Source organism: Gordonia asplenii (assembly GCF_012933505.1).
Taxonomy (GTDB): domain Bacteria; phylum Actinomycetota; class Actinomycetes; order Mycobacteriales; family Mycobacteriaceae; genus Gordonia; species Gordonia asplenii.
Genome location: NZ_JABBNB010000025.1, coordinates 55,053 through 72,845, shown reverse-complemented (window position 1 = coordinate 72,845; position 17,793 = coordinate 55,053). Strand labels below are relative to the sequence as shown.

The following is a 17,793-nucleotide window of genomic DNA, read 5'->3' as shown; positions in this document are numbered from 1 at the left end:
AAGGAACACATCGAAGGTGAACAAGAGAATCACCATTCCGGTCGTGCTGCTTGCGGCCACAGCACCGGCATTCATTGCCGGCTGCACCGGCAAACGGAGCGCTGACGGTGCAATCGCGGTAACGTCGACCAATGAATCCTGTGATCTCGCCTCAACCCAGGCGCAAACCGGTCCGGTAAATTTCGCGGTAACAAACAACGGTTCCAAAGTCACCGAATTCTACGTCTACGGCAACAACAACCGTGTCCTCGGTGAGGTCGAGAACATCGGACCCGGTCTGTCCGGTAACCTGACCGTGGAGATCGTCGATCCGGGAAGTTACACCGTTGCATGCAAACCCGGCATGGTCGGGACCGGTCTACGCAAAGAGATCACCGTATCAGGCTCCAAGAAAGAAAAGTCGCAAGCACCTGCCGACGTCAATGCCGCCAAAGCCCGCTACCTCGACTACATTCGCGGCCAAGTCGACGGACTGCTCGCCCAGACGAAAGTCTTCGTGGGCAACGTCACCGCCGGCAATCTCGACGCGGCTCGCGGCCAATTCGGTCAGGTACGCACCTTTTACGAGCGCATAGAACCCGTAGCCGAGTCGTTCCCCGACCTCGATCCGTTGATCGACATGCGATGGGACGACACCGGCGACGGTAAAGACCCGTTCGTCGGCTTCCATCGTCTCGAACGCTTCCTCTGGCCGCCGCAACCCCAAGAAGTCGGGGATGCAGCCGGGCAGATCGCGCCTGCCGATGCCGCACACGCCAAGACCGATGACACGGCCGCGAACATCGCGGCCGTGGCGAAGGGACTCCTCGATTCGGTGACCAAGCTGCACGTCGAGATCACCAAACCGACCTTCACCTTCGAAAGCCGCCAGTTCGTCCACGGGCCGCAGGCCCTGATCGACGAGATCGCACGCACCAAAGTCGGCGGTGAGGAAGATCGGTACTCTCACACCGACCTGTGGGACTTCGCCGCCAATGTCGACGGCGCTGAAACACTGATCGCCGAAATGCAGCCGACGATCTCCGCGAAGAACCCGACATTGATGAACAAGATCACGGCACAGTTCGCCGACGTACGCACGTCCATCGACAAATTCCGCGACGGCGACGGATATGTCAGCTACACCACCGTCACTCCCGAACAGCGCAAAGACCTGTCCAATAAGATCGACGCGCTCTCCAGCACCCTGTCGCAAGTACCCGGCCTGGTCCTGGGAGGCTAGCCGATTGATTCCCCGAACCGGGTGTCAGAAATCTGCAGAATAGTAGGTCTGTAAAGGCAGAATGCCTTTACAGACCTACTATTGGCACAGTTTTGCGGGCATGGTGTGAGGTGGCGTCAGTCCACCTGGGATCGAGTTACGCCCGGTTGTTTCGGTGTACATCTGCGTCCACAACTTTCCGCAGAATGTCTGGTCGGTAGGGGAAGAAGTTGGCCCCTCAGTGGAATACTTATCTGCAGATCTTCGTAGGGACCCGGACGAGAATCCCAGATCGGTGCCGTTTTACCCCCGCCGCCAGGAATCGATCATCTATCGGCATTGAACTTCGAGCGGTGGATGCGGGGATCCGCCACCGCCGCTCGCACAGATCAGGGCGCTTGACGGCGTGCCGCACGCTCCGGCGAGCCGGCATCTTTCGAGCTCCGGTTGATCGCCGATATTCCACACGCCATCGACCCCGTGATCACCGCTGCCACCAGCACGGCGGTACGCCACGTATCGTCGAGCATTGATGCCGACCAGTCGCCGTCACTGGGTGTGTCGATGGAGGCGTACAGTCCGACCAGCACAACTGATGCTGTCGCGCCGTACGCCGTCATCACTGCGGCCAACCATCGGGGGATGACGCGTTGCCGGTCGCTCACGTGTGGTCCTCGACCAAGTCCCGGCGTTGTTTGAGCTGTTCGACTTGCTCAATACGATCGACATTGCTGATGGACAGATAGACGACCAGGGTGACCATCACTACCAGGAACACCACGTTGACCGCTGTACTGCCGAAGGCGAAACCGCCCGCATCTGCGGGTTGAGTGAGCAGGTCACCCAAAGATGCACCCAGTGGACGGGTCACGATGTAGGCCGCCCAGAACGCGAACACAGCGTTGAGACGCAACAGATAGTGCCCAACGGTGACCGCCGCGATCACTCCGGCGAAGAGCAGCAGCGATAGACCATATCCGAGCGCAAATTTCTCGGCGATAAGGTCGCCTGCGGCAGTGCCGAGTGCAAAAGTGACTAAGATGGCCAGCCAATAAAAGGCTTCTCGCCTGCGGGTACGTATCGAATGGATCGATAAGGTACCCTCGGTGAGATACCAAGCGGTGAACACAACGATCAGCGCCACCGAGAACGCCGCAGTGGACGCAATCAAAGGTATCCCGTATACGTCGGTCAGATTGTCGGTGATCAGCGTTCCCGTCACGCTGATGAGCAGCACCGCCCACCAATACAGCGCCGGAATATACCGGTTCACCGCGAATTGCGCGGCGAGTGTGATCACCAGCAGCGCGACGGTGATCACCGTCGTGCTCTGTAGCCCGAACCCCAACGTCATGTTCAGATAGTCCGCGGCCGTCTCGCCAACGGTGGTGGCGAAGATCTTGATGATCCAGAAGTAGACGGTGACTTCAGGCACCTTGCTCAGGGCACCGATTCGCGGGGACGTCGAGTCGGAGTCGGTAAGGGGTGAGTTCATGGTGTGAGCTCCTTCAGTGAGGGGCGACGGCCGGAGGTCGACGTGACGCGCTGATTGCGGGCAGTAGATAACGACGCATGCGATCTGGAGCTCGCACCGCCAGAATTGGGAGAGCCCGTCCGCTCACGGCTGGAATGACCAGTGCGACAGCGGTTCCCAGACATGCGCCGGCCATCACGTCCGTTACCCAGTGCACGCCCAGATACAGGCGAGTGGCCGCCGCGGTGAGAATGACGAGCGCTGCCGCGGCGGCGGCGATGAGGCGCGTCGTGCGCGACCACGCGGCCCCGACGATGACCACCGCCACGACAGCCAGGGCTGATGTCCCGGTGACGTGACCCGATGGGTACGAATAGGTGGCTTCGGGCGTACCCAACTGGTAGACGAGAGACGGACGTGGTCGATTCACGGCGATCTTCGCCACTTCACCGGCGGCACCGGCAGCGGCGACAGTGGCCGCTATCGGGATCGCCCGCACGGCAGTGCGGTCGCGAACGCCGATGGCCACCGCGAGCAGCACAGTCCAGATGCATACGGCGACCGGGCTGAAGAACCAGGTCAAAGTGTCGACAGCGGTGAGCGTCGACACCGACGACTGCGCGGTGGCGGCACGGTGTGCGAGCATCCAGGACATGACGGTCGAGTCGATGCCGAACGGTCCGCCACCGTTGAGGGCGACGGCGACACCGACAATAACGACCAGTAGGGCAAGGCAACACCCGGCGATAACCACAGTTGGCGGACGACGCATGACTGCGAGAGTGCCGGGATCGGGCTGAAGGGACGCTGAACCGAGTTGAATACGATTTAAGGAAGCTATCGGCGGATTCTCGGTGGCCTGATTGTGCGTCCGCCGGCACAACGCGCGAGTTATGGCTGTCCGGAGCGCGAGAATTGGGACGGCGGCGGGCTAACGATAGAGCTGCGCCAGGACCGCTGACTGTTCGGACGCTCAGGCGGTATCAGCGAGGGAGGCTATCCGCGGGTAACCCGAGTCGCTTCAGACCTCGACTGCATGTGGGGTTGTTGGGGCTTAGCCAGTGCGGGCGGTCCAGGGGTCTCCGTTGCCAACGGTGGCCACCACGTCTATGGGCTTGATCAAGCCCATAGATGGTGACGGAGTGGCCATCCCGCCGATCGGGTTCTGGCCAAGGAGCTCGCACATCGTCGTGGCACCGATCAGATCACTGAGGTTCAGCCGACGCCGCTGCCAGTTGGGCTTCGAGCCGATGTGGTCGACGAGAACCAGTTTGTCCTGGCGGGGCCGGAACGACGCAGGTCGGTTATCGCTCTTGTGGCTGTACGCGCCGTTGACGCGGATGACATCGTACTTCTTGAAGGTGTTGTCAAAGTCGTCGTTGCGAAACTTCACCGGGTAGAGGCGGATCCACTCGGGCTCGCGACGGTCAAGCCGGACGCCGGCCACGCAGACCGTCTCGCCGTACGAGTCGCTCGGGTTCGGATACGTCTTGACGGTGATCATGACCTCTGCGGTCTCTTCGCCAGGGCGGGGCGCCTTCATAGCCGTCGGATCGTCCGGTTTGTCTCCCACTCTGCGACCATAGACATGCATCTCAACCAGGTGTCGGACGTCCGTGAGAAGTCCTCCTTCTGGCCGACTTCGCCGGCCGTCTCCGCGGCACCTCCTCGTCCTCCGCTGCAGCAGCGGCCCCCGGAGGGCGCATCCCGATGGCATCTTCTCCGTGGAGTCTGGCCTGTTCCGACGTGACTGCTCGATCCTTTCGCCTCTCGACATCCGGTGGATGCACTGGTCGGACGTGCACGCCGTCGCCGTGAATGCGCCGATGTCGAGATTGCGCATCTGTTGCAGATGATCCTTGAACGATCCTTCGCTGTCGCATCTGACCACGTACGTAACTTGATGGAGCCGTTTGCCCGCCCGCTGCGTCTAATGGAAGTGAACGACAACGACACCACCCACAACTCCGACACCGTCCACAACTCCGACACCGCGCTACCTCCGCACATCGAGGCCTACCTCGCCCGGCAGCGATCATGGCACCGGTTCCTGCGCGGAACCGGGCTGGATCGGACGCCGAAGTGACCGTCCCACTGCGCCGGATCGCCCGCGGAGACTCCTGCGGCGGTCTCCAAAGCAGACGAAACAGATTGAGGCTCAAGCTGTTTCACGAACAGCCTGCTCGAAAATGGGGAGACATTGTCGCAGTCGGATGTCACCATCAAGGGCATTACCCGACGACGACAGGGACCGCCCCGCCGCAGACCTCCGCGAACCTGCCCAACTCGTCAGGCCGGACGGATGGGCCGACTACGAGGCCCGTGTGGAGTTCCGGTGAAGTCGCGGGCGGTCCGCCTTCGGAGAGCCGGGCGCAATCGACACCGCGGTGGGGATGTGGGCACACCCGTTGAGGACTGGCCGACGCCTAGGCCTACGCCGTGCCGTCCGGTGCCGGAGTGTCGATAGGAGCCAATCTGCCGACGGCATGGGCAGCGTGTCGACCTACGAAACAACTGTGCCGCACTTCCAGCTGCATCCTCGAAGAAGTTGCGCCAACACAACACGAGCGAGAGGCAGTGTGAAATCAGGCGCAAGCGCTGTGAGAACTGCTCGACTAACAAGCCAGGAACCTCCAGCAAATCATTTGCCGCACTAACGAATCCGGCTGTCGCATGGCACCGATTGTCGTGTCGAGATTGTCGGAATGGCCGTCTACGCTTCACTCGTAGACGGAAGGTCGTCGCGAAGGGGTGATGTAGCCCTGGTGTGGCCGCGGCCGCGGTGGACACGATTGGAGCAGGTCATTTCAGCGTTCAGTTTTGGGAACCGTTGGGTAGGAATTGTTGCGCTGGGAACTCCGCCACCGCCAGAGCCTCTTCATATGATGGCGCGACGCCTGCATGAGCAGGCTCGTCTCCGGAAGGTCCATTTGACTGATGATCTGGCGGTGGCGGCTGATGCGGTGCTCCCAACTTTGGTGGGAGTCCGGAAGCTGGCAGCGATTGCAGGATCGCGGACCCGTACACGAGAGTGCCGCCTAGCCGAGCAAGCGATCCAGTCTGGACGTACCCCTACATTGCGGCCGTGGCTACGTGATGAGCTCATTCGCATTCACGCACCCGAGCGGGCGGTCTCTGCGCAACGCACGAAACGGGCCGCGGCAGCACCAGCAGGCATCGGCCAGCATCTCGCGCCTCGCCCAGAGACCATCGCGACGCGGTGGGCACAGTCCGTGCCGCAAGCGCCTAATTCTGCCTGGTTGCCGCAGCTTCCGGATGCATTGGCTGACGACCTGGAAACACTGCAAGTGAAACCAGACGACGCTGCCCTGCGGTGGGTGCGGTGGGCGCGTCTCCATCAAAGCTACTTGTACGAGTCAGTACCGCAACCGCCGATCACCTCGGGGGTACTGGATCTGCTGGCGACGTTGGGGCGGGGCTGGATGCGGGTGGCACTGCTGGACCGGGTCCGGTCACAGCGAGGCGAATTCACTTCAAACAACGACGTGAGTGCCACCCTGCAAGGAGACAGGGACGCGCGATCCGCCCTGGCAGCCTGGGTGACGGCCAACCAGTTGAGCTTGTACGGCACAGGAGAGGCTGCCACATTGGCTGCGGGCGGTCGAAGCTCGGCGCCAGAAAAGGTCGCGATGCAGATTCTCGGGGCATTGTCGCTGATTACAGGATCGCAGGCGCCCGCAGACCGACTCCTGGACCACATCAAGTACACACCGAGCGTGCCGGAACCCGATTGGATGACGCTGCTCACCTCGCACGTCGCGTCCGCCCCGACCTTCAGCCGGACCGATACCGGCCCTGACCACGACAAACAGTTCACCGTCACCGTCACAGTCGACGGACTGTCCGCATCCGGCACAGCACGGTCCGGAAAGGCTGCACGGAAACTGGCCGCGCGCACCTACCTGCACTCGTATGCACCGGACTGCGTGCCTGCACCGCCGTCGCGGGTTCCCGAGGTCAGGCCGCAACTCTATAGTGCAAAACTTCCACGCCACGAGGACGCACGTGAGTGGGCCGCCGGCGCGTTCGAAGTCGCCGATGTCGGGCTGATGGCGCAGGCGCTCACCCACAGATCTTGGGTCTATGAGAACCAGACGCTGGTGGCGCGAGCACACCAGCGCGACTACGGTGTCTTGGCGACCGAGGGAGCCGAAGTCCTCAGCAACTTGGTAAGCCATCACTACGTTCTGCATACTCTCGACGAGTCGTACGAGGTGCCAACAACCGCAGTCACCACGCCATCGTTGCCGCGGAACGCGATCATCGAACTGTTCAACGAAATGCCACTGAATGCGGGAATTCTGCACAGCAGGGGAATGCGCATCTCCGCAGATGTCAAGGAAGACGTCACCCAATCGGTGGTGGCCGCGGCGTGGCGCGCTAACGGCGACCTCCTGATGGAACGCCAACCTTCGGTGCTGTGGAAATGGGTGTCGTCGTTCACCCCGACAGTGGACCCGACTACCCTTCTCGTCCAGTACTGCGGCCCCCTGAAAGTCCCATTCGAAGTCGACTTCGAATCGCGCGGCGAACACCACGACCGCAGCTACCGCGCTACCCTGACCTTCGGCATCGAAGACCGCCCAAAGTGGCGCGGCGGGTGGGCTAGCACGCAGACCGCGGCGAAACACTCCACAGCAGCAGACGCATTGAGCTACATGCTCGGAACCGACACCACTCAATCGGCCAACTCTGACCAGGACGGTCAACTGCTACTGCGGGCCATGCTCCGTGCCGAACTGCGTTCCGCCGACGTGCACGCTCCGAATTCTGCGAAAGACATTGCCGTGGGCAGGCTAGCAGTAGATCGCCTCGCTGCCGGCGATTTCAGTGGGTACCAGCAATGGGCGCGAGTCAGGTCACAGCTGCTGCCGCCAGCGCACTCGGCGGTGGTTGCACGACTGGTCGACTACTACACGGCGGTACTGCGCTTTCAGCGGCGAACTGCGGTCCGGCATTGGCTCTACGAGAATTTGCCAACTGCAGGAATCAGTGAGGGCGATACAGATGAACGGATCGCGACATGGCGCGGCAGCGCTGCTTCAGGGCGGCTAGTTCTACTCGAAGACCTGATGGCGTCGTTTCGGGCGATTGACCTGAATGGTGCAGTCTATGACTTCGTCGAGCGGCAAGCCGGCGTCGTCGCGATCGAAGCGGGACTGTCTCTTGAATCGATTCGCGACGCCGAGTCAGGTGATCCGACGCTGATCCTTCGGCTTAGCGGGGGCGAGTTGGCTGACGCACTCGTGCCGGTCGTCGCGGTCGTCAACGACCTCCTCGGCACCGCCACGTGGATGCGTGGGCCGCAATCGATCTCGTGCGCTATCTCGATTCTGCCGACCGCCACCGACCCGATTTCACAGGCCGGTTTCACAGCTGTTGACCAGGCATCGCGCGATCGGTGGCTTGAGCAGGTGCGCAGCGCTTTGGAAACGTTCCTTCTGACCGTCGAACTCGCCGCGGACGACAGCTCGGCAGACCGCGATGATCTGGTGGCCGCCGAACGACAACTGCTTGACCTACTACAAGCGAAGGGCGAACAGTGAGCACGCAGCGTCCAGCACGCCACTTGAAGTCTCAGAAGCTAGCGCACGAGAATCGGGCGCGATCAGCAAGGTCTTCGCAGTTTCACCGGTGAGCATCCATCGAGTTCATGCGGGGGCCTCCTTCGCAACTGCCGACGGCCTCCGCGAAACCGGCACATCTGAGCCCATGTCAACTCGGGCGGGGTGCCCTATCAGCTTGCGCATCGAAGGACCGCGATGTGTTGGCGGCTCTGCGAGTACGTCCTGTCCACCGCACAGGTACTGGTCGGCGGCCTCTCTTTGAGGACGACGAAGTACTGAGCCACAGGAGGCCGACGTGAACGATTTCACGCAACTGCAGGCCGAACTGGCGCAGCGTGCTGCCCGGGCCGAGGACTCAAATCTGGTCGGTGACCAGTTGTTCGGGTTGTCGCTTTCGACCGGAACCTACCCTCGCAGTCCGTCCCGTGTGACGGATGTGGCGATCAGGTCCGGTAGTCCGGTCTCTGGACGCCGGAGTCCGGACCACGAGCGAGCGCGGCGCACCCCACCCCAAAACATGACCCACCTCACTCTCCCAACTCAAACTTGAGCGGAACAAACTCAACTTTGACCGCGTTACACCTCTCGAAGGCTCAAACCTGAGCCTATAAGACTTAACTCTGGCATCCTGGAATGCGCACACCGCGTCCGTCGCCAGAACACACAGACGAGAGGTAGTACTAGTGGACAGTTTCACGCCCACCACCAAGACGCAGGCTGCGTTGCAGGCTGCCGTGCAAAGCGCTGCGGCCAACGGCAACCCCGACGTTCGGCCAGCCCATATTCTGGTCGCCCTGCTCGACCAGACCGACGGAATCGCATCACCGCTGCTCAAAGCGGTCGGCACCAATCCGGTCGATGTTCGACGCCAGGCCCAGGGCCTCGTCGACCGCATGCCGACGGTCTCGTCGGCCAGCGCACAGCCACAGCTGTCGCGTGAGTCGATCGCTGCTGTCACCGCGGCTCAGCAACTCGCCACCGAACTCGGCGACGAGTACGTCTCCACCGAGCACCTGACCGTCGGCCTGGCCACCGGCGACACCGACGTTGCCAAGCTCCTGTCGAACAGTGGCGCCACCCCGCAGGCACTACGCGACGCATTCGTGTCGGTCCGCGGTGCCGCTCGGGTCACCAGCCCCGATCCCGAGTCGCAGTACCAGGCACTGGAGAAGTATTCGACGGACCTGACCGCCCGCGCTCGTGAAGGCAAGCTCGACCCGGTCATCGGCCGCGACACCGAAATCCGCCGTGTCGTACAGGTACTGAGCCGACGGACCAAGAACAATCCGGTCCTCATCGGCGAACCCGGCGTCGGCAAGACCGCCATCGTCGAAGGCCTCGCACAGCGCGTCGTCGAAGGCGACGTCCCGGAGTCGTTGCGCGGCAAGACCGTCATCTCCCTCGACCTCGGTTCGATGGTCGCGGGCGCCAAGTATCGCGGCGAGTTCGAAGAGCGGCTCAAGGCCGTCCTCGACGAGATCAAGGCCGCCGACGGACAGATCATCACCTTCATAGACGAGCTGCACACGATCGTAGGAGCCGGTGCCACAGGCGATTCCGCCATGGACGCGGGCAACATGATCAAGCCGTTGCTGGCTCGCGGTGAATTGCGCCTCGTCGGCGCGACGACCCTGGAGGAGTACCGCCAGTACATCGAGAAGGACGCCGCACTGGAACGACGTTTCCAGCAGGTCTACGTCGGCGAGCCATCGGTCGAAGACACCATCGGCATCCTGCGTGGACTCAAGGAGCGTTACGAGGTGCACCACGGTGTCCGCATCACCGACTCCGCATTGGTCGCTGCCGCAACGCTTTCCGACCGCTACATCACGTCGCGCTTCCTGCCCGACAAGGCCATCGACCTCGTCGACGAGGCCGCGTCGCGACTTCGGATGGAAATCGATTCCCGCCCAGTCGAAATCGATGAGGTGGAACGTATCGTCCGCCGTTTCGAGGTGGAAGAGCTTGCGCTGCAGAAGGAAACGGACGCGGCGTCGAAGGATCGCCTGGAGAAGCTGCGCGCCGAACTCGCCGACAACAAGGAGAAGCTCAACGAGCTCTCCGCGCGCTGGCAGTCCGAGCGCTCGGCCATCGACGCGGTCCGCGACCTCAAGGAGGAACTCGAAAACCTCAGGGGCGCAGCCGATCGCGCTGAACGCGACGGCGACCTCGGCAAGGCCGCCGAGCTTCGCTACGGCCGGATTCCGACCCTGGAGAAGAACCTGACCGCCGCCCTGGAGAAGACCGGAACCGCACCTGGCGAGGACGTCATGCTCCAAGAGGAGGTCGGACCCAACGACGTCGCCGACGTCGTGTCCGCGTGGACCGGCGTCCCGGCCGGCCGCATGCTCGAAGGCGAGACGGCGAAACTGCTCCGAATGGAGTCCGAGATCGGTGCCCGCGTCATCGGTCAATCCGAAGCGGTGCAAGCGGTTTCCGACGCCGTGCGGCGCGCACGGGCCGGTGTCGCCGACCCCAATCGGCCGCTGGGCAGTTTCCTGTTCCTCGGACCGACCGGTGTCGGTAAGACGGAGCTCGCAAAAGCGCTGGCGGAGTTCATGTTCGACGACGAGCGGGCGATGATCCGCATCGACATGAGCGAATACGGTGAAAAGCACAGTGTCGCAAGGCTTGTCGGCGCGCCTCCCGGGTACGTCGGCTACGACGCCGGTGGTCAGCTGACCGAGGCCGTTCGTCGCCGCCCGTACTCGGTGATCCTGTTCGACGAGGTTGAGAAGGCTCACCCGGACGTGTTCGACGTACTGCTGCAGGTCCTCGACGAAGGTCGCCTGACCGACGGTCAGGGCCGAACGGTGGACTTCCGCAACACGATTCTGATCCTGACGTCCAACCTCGGCGCGGGCGGCGACGCCGATCAGGTGATGATGGCGGTGCGGTCGCGGTTCAAGCCCGAGTTCATCAACCGGCTCGACGACGTGATCATCTTCCACGCACTGAGCCCGGAGGAGCTGACGTCGATCGTCGACATCCAGCTCAAGGCGCTCAACAAGCGCCTGGCGCAACGTCGGTTGACGCTCGATGTCACGCCGAAGGCACAGGAATGGCTCGGCGAGCGCGGCTTCGACCCGCTCTACGGCGCCCGTCCGCTGCGCCGCCTGGTGCAGCAGGCCATCGGCGACCAGCTCGCGAAAGCGCTGCTGGCAGGCGATGTTCGCGACGGCGACACCGTTCCGGTGGACGTCGCGGGCGACGGTGAGTCGCTGAAGATCGGATAGATTCCCCGCGGCTTACGCGAAATACGAACGGCCCCACCCAGAAATGGGTGGGGCCGTTTGTGTTGAGCGTGAATTGGCGTCCCCCTCGTCGGCATCCGAGGGCAATACGCCCTCCGATACCCGCCACGGGGACGTGAGTGCACACGTGGACTCGATGCCCGGACATCAGGCACGCCGATTGGCCCGTTCGGTCGATGGCGTGGGGTAGCGGTGAGGGGACTGATGGGGCATGTCGAGTCCCCTAGGGCCGGGTAAATACCTGCCGCCACCGCCCGAACAACCGTAGACCGCAGGGTATCGGCCGGGACGGATATCCCGCGCCGTACCCGTTCTCGCACGCGCAGCAGCCGTCAGGTCGGTCGTACGGTTCGGCTTTCGTCGCTGCGCTGATGGTGTGCTTCGTGTTTGCAGTTGGGATCGAGTCATACGTGCGGCACCACCTTTACACGACCTGCGGTGGGCCAACCGATTGTGATGCCGTCGACCGGATGTCATTGGGAATGTCCGCCGTCGTGGCCGGGGTCTTCGGACTTCTGGCGGTAGTGCTGTTACTCGCATTCCGATCGAGGACGGTCGTCGGCCACGGTGCGGCGATCCACCTCGGCGCATGGCTTGGAGCGGCGGCGTTCTTCCTCGCCTACATCGGCCCGACGGCAGGGAGTCTTCAGTTGGAGTGGAGTGTCCAGTGGCTGGTGCTCGACGATATGACCGAATATGCGGTGGGGCACGGGATCGCCTATGGCCTGCTGCTGTTGGCCTGGCTCGCGGGACACCGCACGTCGTTGGGCATGATCGTGCTAGCACCCGTGGGCGGGGTCCTCTGCGGGGTGGTTTATGCGTACGCGTGGATGTTCTCGTCGGGCCTTGACTTCGCGCTACGTCAGGCGCTCGAACCGGCGTTGGCGTGTCTTATCCTTGTCGCCGTCTCTTGGCTCGCCGTCGGGATCGAGCATGCAACTGCGCCCAGAACGCCGGCCGCACCGGTCGGGTGGTGAGTAGATCCCAACGGTTCGTTGTAACTCGTGGGGCGCATGATGTTCTGGGTTGTTCAGGGCGGTGGCTATGTCGGATCCGTCTGCGTTTGTTGGGACACGAAGCCACGCGGACTCGACGTCACGACAACCGCGCCGTCAGTCCGCGGTCGCGACCCGCTCGACCACCGGCTTGGGCTCCGCGAGCGCCCGACGCTGCCGCAACCACACCCAGCCCGACGTCGCGATCAACACCGCGCCGGTCAGCGCGGTCAGGTCTCCGACGCGCGCATGGAACAGCAATCGGATCGTTATCCCGATCACCACGCCGACACCGCCGACCGCGGCACAGAGCCACGCCCGCTGCCCCTTCGCAGGCAGCGGCTCGCGCCCGGTGGTCATCAGACTGATCGGGCTGCGGCGCAACACTTCCACCATGAACACGGTGAGCACCGCGGTACCGAGATAGGTGAGGATCATCGTCGGCCAGGCGAGCCAGTCCGGGTGGACGTGGACGATGTTCATTAATTCTTCCAGCGCGAGACCGTGCGCCAGGTAGATGCCGAATGATCGGTCGGCCGCGGTCTTGAGGAACCGGTCGGCGGTCGACCCGGGATTGCGCCGCTCCTGCCAGATCGACCCGAGGCCGTACAGCATCACCACGATCGCGATGTAGGCGAATGCGTTGTGCAGCATGAACACGTTGGTCGCCCGGAACATGTCTTCGCCCGCATGGATCCGGTGGACGTAGTAGATCAGCGTTACCGACATCACCACGATTCCCACCGCGAAGCTCGCCAGCCGGTACCGCTTGAGGAACGCGTGGAACGCTTCGAAATGCAGCGCCGCGATACACCCGCTGAGCACGAAGAACTGGTACGGCAGGATCGTCACCAACAGGTGCATCCAGATGGTCCCCTGAGGACCGTGCGTGAAGATGCCCAGCGGCGGTCGCACCATCGCGTACAGCAGGACGACGTGGAACGCGCCACTCGCGACGAGCAGATAGCGGTGGTAGCCCCAGGTGCGCTTGAGCACCCACAGCAGCGCCGGGAACACCAGGTAGATCTGCATGCTCACGAACAGGAAGTACAGGTGGTACCAGGCGTTTCCGGTGATGAGGTCGTAGGCCAGCGACTTGAGCGTCACCAGGATGTGGCTGGGTGAGTCGACGGTGTTCCACACGTCGTGCCAGCCGCCGATGTCATAGCGTGAGTACACCCAGTAGAACAGCGTCCACGTGACGTAGGGGATACCGATCAGCTTGTAGCGACGACGCCAGAAAGTCAGCGTGTCGAGTTCGCGATTGCGGTACTGGAAGCCGAGAACGAAGCCGGTCAGCGCGAAGAACGAGTAGCGCGAGTAGCGCAGGAAGATCTCTATGCCGCCGGCTGTGATGCTGGTCAGCGGGATGACGCCGAGCATGACGTGGTCGAGGATGACCGCGGCGAAGGTGATCAGCCGGACCAGGTCGAGTTGGTAGAGATGCTTGTCGCGCTTGGGCGGGGGAGCGGTTACCGGGGGCGTCGACTCCGCGTCCTTCTCGACTATCCCGGACAAAGCATCTCCGATCTCACAACAACTGCTGGTATGCATGCGCAACCTTTCGCATCCTAGTGGCCAACCGTCCGAATGGCCTAAGCGAAACCTGTGCATCACCTGCCAGCGAGCTGTTGCGCCATCGTGACCTTCGGTCGATGTCGCAGGTCAGCGGTGCGAAATGTGATGTTCGACGCTGTTTTCCGGTTGGCCGTCGGGAATTCATGGGGTAGACACCTAAGAGGACGCTATTACTTTGCCTAAATAACGCACGTAACTAGAGACGACACGCACCTCAGCTGGCCCATGAGGTATTCGGAAGGCGCAGATGACTGACCAGGCGAGCACCACCTTGACCGTCGACACGAAGGACCTCCGCCGCGCCATCGGGGCGTCGGCCATCGGAAACGCGACGGAATGGTACGACTACGGCGTCTACGCCGCGACCACCACCTATCTCACCCACACGTTCTTTCCCGGTTCCTGGGGCGGTGTCGGAACCATGCTCGGTTTCGCGATCTCCTTCGTCTTACGCCCGCTCGGCGGCATGGTCTGGGGACCGTTGGGTGATCGCCTCGGCCGCAAACGCGTCCTCGCCATGACGATCCTGCTCATCTCCGGCGCGACCGCGCTCATCGGCGTGCTGCCGTCGCACGCGGTCGCCGGTGTGTGGGCGCCCATCCTGCTGATCGCGCTGCGCGTCGTGCAGGGCTTCTCGACCGGTGGTGAGTATGGCGGCGCGGCCACGTTCATGGCCGAGTACGCACCCGACAAGCAACGTGGTCGATACGGCAGTTTCCTGGAGTTCGGCACGCTGGCCGGATTCGCCGGCGGAACGGCGCTGGTGCTGTTGTTCAACCTCATGCTCTCCGACGACCAGATGAACTCGTGGGGCTGGCGCGTTCCGTTCCTGCTGGCGCTGCCGCTCGGTGCGATCGGGCTGTACCTGCGCTCGCAGCTCGACGATCCGCCGGTATTTAACGAGGTCAAGCAGTCCGAGGCGGTCGAAGGCACCGCGTGGAGCCGGCTCGTGGAGCTCGTGAGCACCTACTGGCGCCCGATCCTGACGATGTTCGGCATGGTGATCGCGCTCAACGTCGCCAATTACACCCTCCTCGCGTACCAGCCCGACTACCTCAAGAACACCATCGGCCTCGACGAAGACAGCGGTTCTGCCGTCGTCTTGATCGGCCAGGTCATCATGATGCTGCTGATTCCGTTCTTCGGCCGATGGTCGGATTCGACGGGGCGCAAGCCCATGTGGTGGATCTCGCTCATCGGATTGTTCGTCCTGGCCCTGCCGATGTACTGGCTGATGGGACAGGGGTTTGCGTGGGCCATCGTCGGATTCGTGGTCCTCGGCGTGCTCTACATCCCGCAGCTCGCCACCATCTCCGCGACCTTCCCCGCGATGTTTCCCACCCAGGTCCGCTACGCCGGTTTCGCCATCTCCTACAACGTCGCCACCGCGGCCTTCGGCGGAACGGCGCCACTGGTGAACGAAGCCGTCGTCGACGGCACCGGCTGGAACCTCTTCCCGGCCGCGTACATGATGGCCGCCTGTGCGATCGGCATGGTGGCGCTGGCCTTCCTGAAGGAGACCGCGGGCTGCTCACTGCGCGGGACGGGGATCCCGGAGCAAGGAGTGGAGCCGGAGCTGGTTTCGCGTTGACGCCGTCTTACCCCAACATCCTCGTCGCCAGCCGCAGGTACACCTGTGCCGCACAGACCAGTTCATCGATCGACACCGACTCATCTGCCTGATGTGCCTGCGTGTTGATGTCTCCCGGCCCCAAAACGATTGTGGGAATGCCCAATTCGCCGTTGATGAAACCGCCGTCGCAGGCGGCGCTCCAGGTCGTCAGCCCCGACGGCAACGCCAACTCGTCGAGCACCGCGGCGGCGTCGACGACGAGCGGGTCGTCGGGCGAAGTCACAAACGCGGGCGTGTCCGGAGTCGGTCGCAGTTCGACGCCGATGCCGTCCCCGACTATCCCGGCAGCTTCGATCTTCGCGCGGACGATGCGGGCGATGTCGTCCATGCGTTCGCCGGGGGCGAGCCGGCGGTCGACGCCGAGATAGCACGACGGTGCGACGATCGAAATCCCTTGTCCGCCTTGGATCAATCCGACATTCCAGCTTCCCGGGCCGAGGATCGGGTCCACCGCGGGCTCGTCGTCGTGGATGAGGTCGATGATCGCCGCCGCCGCATCGATGGCGCTGCGACCGTCCGACGTGCGTCCGGAATGGGCCGCGCGGCCGGTGACGTCGATGTGCAGGTACGCGGCGCCGCGGCACCCGTGGACGATCCGCATGTTGGTGGGTTCGGCCACCACGCAGCCGACGAACCGTGAATCAGATTGGTGTGCAACATAATTGCGCGCACCCAGGCCCATTTCCTCTTCGTCGACCGTGGCGACGAGTTCCACCGGACCCGACAATTCGACGCCGGTGCTCGCGAGCGCGCCCATGGCGATCGCGATCGCGGCCAGGCCGCCCTTCATGTCCGACGTCCCGCGGCCGATGATCCGGCCGTCGACGATCCGCGCGCGGTAGGGGTCGTCGGTCCATCCCGGGCCCGCGGGCACGACGTCGGAGTGGCCGAGGAACATCAGGCCGGGGCCGTTGCCCCCGCTCAATGTCGCGGTCATGTTGGGGCGTCCCGGCTCGACTTCATGCGTCGAGGTGGTCAGCCCGAGTTCGGCACACGCCTTCTCGAGGACGGCGACCGCCGCGGCTTCGGTGCCGCCGGGATTCTCGCTGGCGGTCTCGACGAGCGCCACCGTCAATTCGGTCAGCGCATCGGTGTCGATGAATCGTTCGATGGCCGTCATCAGCACATCCTCTCCGTGCGCGACAAGGGTCTGTCAATCTTCGCAGTGCCGGGATCGTGTGCGCATCGGACCCGCCGATCCTGCTTGCGCGGGTGGGCTGCCGCGTCGATCAACCGGTGAGTGAAATAGGTCACAAAACCTGATTCGATGTGGCAATCGTCAGGCAACTGACTGACTATTGACGAGTTGATTGTGAGGGCAGGGAGTCCTCGGGCAGTCAGGAGGTGCCGCGTGTGAGGGGTGTTGTCGCTACGTCGCGGGTGCCAGCCACAGCCCCACGAGGGCATCGGTCACGCCGTCGGAGTATGAGGACCAATCGGTCTGGCCCACTGCCTCGGCTGCCAGGGCGCCTTCGAAATCGGCGAGCGTGTGCACGATCGCGTGACGAGTCATGGTGTTGCGCACCTCGATCGCCGCGGCGGGCAGGGTCGGCAATGTCCGGTACATGCCGTCGAGAGTCGTGAGCATTGGACGCGACGCCGCGGCGGTGTCGTAGACCAGTTGCAGGGTTGTCGGCTCGACCGACGCCTGCGCGCAGAATCGAGCGAAGTAGGAGTCCGAACCCAATCGATCGATGTATTCGAACTGCGGTCTGACCAGGCAGTTTACCCAATGTCGAAACTCTGCGATATAGCCCAGCTGGTCCACCATGCGGCTGCGGATCACGTCGATCGCCTCTTGATGCTGCGTCAGCAGGGCGCGCACCAGGTCGAGCTTCGACCCGAAGTGGTACCCGACCGCGAAATTGTTGCCCTGTCCGGCCGCCTCGCTGACCTGCCTGTTCGACACGCCTGCGATCCCGTGTTCGGCGAACAACTCCTCGGCCGCTCGCAGCAGCCGCTGCCGCGTTTGGACTGTCTGCTCACTCCGTGCGCCTGCCACTGATCCATGGTCCACCATCACGTTCCCGGTCGTGGTGGTTGGGGCGGATCGAACGTCGTCGCGGCGGC

Annotated in this window: 13 protein-coding genes; 6 read left to right on the top strand and 7 right to left on the bottom strand. The window is 63.2% G+C overall.

Annotated features, from left to right (window positions below):
- The first annotated feature begins 16 nt into the window (after positions 1-16).
- Positions 17-1,222, top strand: coding sequence for an iron uptake system protein EfeO (gene efeO / locus HH308_RS20740; protein ID WP_312870767.1), 1,206 nt, complete (start codon positions 17-19; stop codon positions 1,220-1,222).
- 368 nt (positions 1,223-1,590) lie between these two features.
- Here the strand turns inward: efeO and HH308_RS20735 are convergent, their stop codons facing one another.
- The 4 genes from HH308_RS20735 to HH308_RS20720 all read right to left on the bottom strand — a co-directional run bounded on the left by HH308_RS20735 (position 1,591) and on the right by HH308_RS20720 (position 4,248).
- Positions 1,591-1,866 carry a hypothetical protein gene (locus HH308_RS20735; RefSeq protein ID WP_170196147.1) on the bottom strand — a complete coding sequence of 92 codons (276 nt, stop codon included), beginning with the start codon at positions 1,864-1,866 and terminating at the stop codon, positions 1,591-1,593.
- The gene (locus HH308_RS20730; protein ID WP_170196146.1) at positions 1,863-2,696 is read right to left on the bottom strand and encodes a COG4705 family protein; all 834 of its coding nucleotides are present in this window, start codon (positions 2,694-2,696) and stop codon (positions 1,863-1,865) included. The genes HH308_RS20735 and HH308_RS20730 overlap by 4 nt, the downstream gene beginning before the upstream one ends.
- Before the next feature lie 13 nt (positions 2,697-2,709).
- Positions 2,710-3,447, bottom strand: coding sequence for a phosphatase PAP2 family protein (locus tag HH308_RS20725; protein WP_170196145.1), 738 nt, complete (start codon positions 3,445-3,447; stop codon positions 2,710-2,712).
- Positions 3,448-3,729: 282 nt separating this feature from the next.
- A complete protein-coding gene (locus HH308_RS20720; RefSeq protein ID WP_246284743.1) occupies positions 3,730-4,248 on the bottom strand; it encodes a DUF8758 domain-containing protein in 519 nt (172 codons plus the stop codon).
- Positions 4,249-4,608: 360 nt separating this feature from the next.
- Between HH308_RS20720 and HH308_RS20715 the strand changes: the two genes are divergently transcribed.
- From HH308_RS20715 to HH308_RS20700, 4 genes are all read left to right on the top strand, one after another.
- On the top strand, positions 4,609-4,761 hold the full coding sequence (locus HH308_RS20715) for a hypothetical protein (RefSeq protein ID WP_170196144.1): 153 nt from the start codon (positions 4,609-4,611) through the stop codon (positions 4,759-4,761).
- Positions 4,762-5,935: 1,174 nt separating this feature from the next.
- Positions 5,936-8,242 carry a putative dsRNA-binding protein gene (locus tag HH308_RS20710; RefSeq protein ID WP_170196143.1) on the top strand — a complete coding sequence of 769 codons (2,307 nt, stop codon included), beginning with the start codon at positions 5,936-5,938 and terminating at the stop codon, positions 8,240-8,242.
- Between the two features lie 704 nt (positions 8,243-8,946).
- Complete coding sequence (gene clpB / locus HH308_RS20705) at positions 8,947-11,499, top strand: ATP-dependent chaperone ClpB (protein WP_170196142.1); 2,553 nt, start codon at positions 8,947-8,949, stop codon at positions 11,497-11,499.
- 488 nt (positions 11,500-11,987) lie between these two features.
- Positions 11,988-12,494 (top strand): hypothetical protein, encoded by a 507-nt coding sequence (locus tag HH308_RS20700; protein WP_170196141.1) that lies wholly within the window; start codon positions 11,988-11,990, stop codon positions 12,492-12,494.
- A gap of 135 nt (positions 12,495-12,629) precedes the next feature.
- Here the strand turns inward: HH308_RS20700 and HH308_RS20695 are convergent, their stop codons facing one another.
- On the bottom strand, positions 12,630-14,066 hold the full coding sequence (locus HH308_RS20695; RefSeq protein ID WP_170196140.1) for an acyltransferase: 1,437 nt from the start codon (positions 14,064-14,066) through the stop codon (positions 12,630-12,632).
- Between the two features lie 271 nt (positions 14,067-14,337).
- Here HH308_RS20695 and HH308_RS20690 point away from each other — a divergent pair, with 271 nt between their 5' ends.
- On the top strand, positions 14,338-15,681 hold the full coding sequence (locus HH308_RS20690) for an MFS transporter (RefSeq protein ID WP_170196139.1): 1,344 nt from the start codon (positions 14,338-14,340) through the stop codon (positions 15,679-15,681).
- 7 nt (positions 15,682-15,688) lie between these two features.
- Here the strand turns inward: HH308_RS20690 and HH308_RS20685 are convergent, their stop codons facing one another.
- Together HH308_RS20685 and HH308_RS20680 are read right to left on the bottom strand one after the other, a co-directional pair.
- On the bottom strand, positions 15,689-16,843 hold the full coding sequence (locus HH308_RS20685; protein ID WP_170196138.1) for a M20 family metallopeptidase: 1,155 nt from the start codon (positions 16,841-16,843) through the stop codon (positions 15,689-15,691).
- Between the two features lie 249 nt (positions 16,844-17,092).
- The gene (locus HH308_RS20680; protein WP_312870763.1) at positions 17,093-17,725 is read right to left on the bottom strand and encodes a TetR/AcrR family transcriptional regulator; all 633 of its coding nucleotides are present in this window, start codon (positions 17,723-17,725) and stop codon (positions 17,093-17,095) included.
- Between the last annotated feature and the right edge of the window lie 68 nt (positions 17,726-17,793).

Bases quoted from the DNA above. Each gene is read 5' to 3' on its own strand.
- HH308_RS20730 (WP_170196146.1), bottom strand. From the start codon at position 2,696: ATGAACTCACCCCTTACCGACTCCGACTCGACGTCCCCGCGAATCGGT.
- HH308_RS20725 (WP_170196145.1), bottom strand. From the start codon at position 3,447: ATGCGTCGTCCGCCAACTGTGGTTATCGCCGGGTGTTGCCTTGCCCTA.
- HH308_RS20715 (WP_170196144.1), top strand. From the start codon at position 4,609: ATGGAAGTGAACGACAACGACACCACCCACAACTCCGACACCGTCCAC.
- HH308_RS20700 (WP_170196141.1), top strand. From the start codon at position 11,988: ATGTCATTGGGAATGTCCGCCGTCGTGGCCGGGGTCTTCGGACTTCTG.
- HH308_RS20695 (WP_170196140.1), bottom strand. From the start codon at position 14,066: ATGCATACCAGCAGTTGTTGTGAGATCGGAGATGCTTTGTCCGGGATA.
- HH308_RS20690 (WP_170196139.1), top strand. From the start codon at position 14,338: ATGACTGACCAGGCGAGCACCACCTTGACCGTCGACACGAAGGACCTC.
- HH308_RS20685 (WP_170196138.1), bottom strand. From the start codon at position 16,843: ATGACGGCCATCGAACGATTCATCGACACCGATGCGCTGACCGAATTG.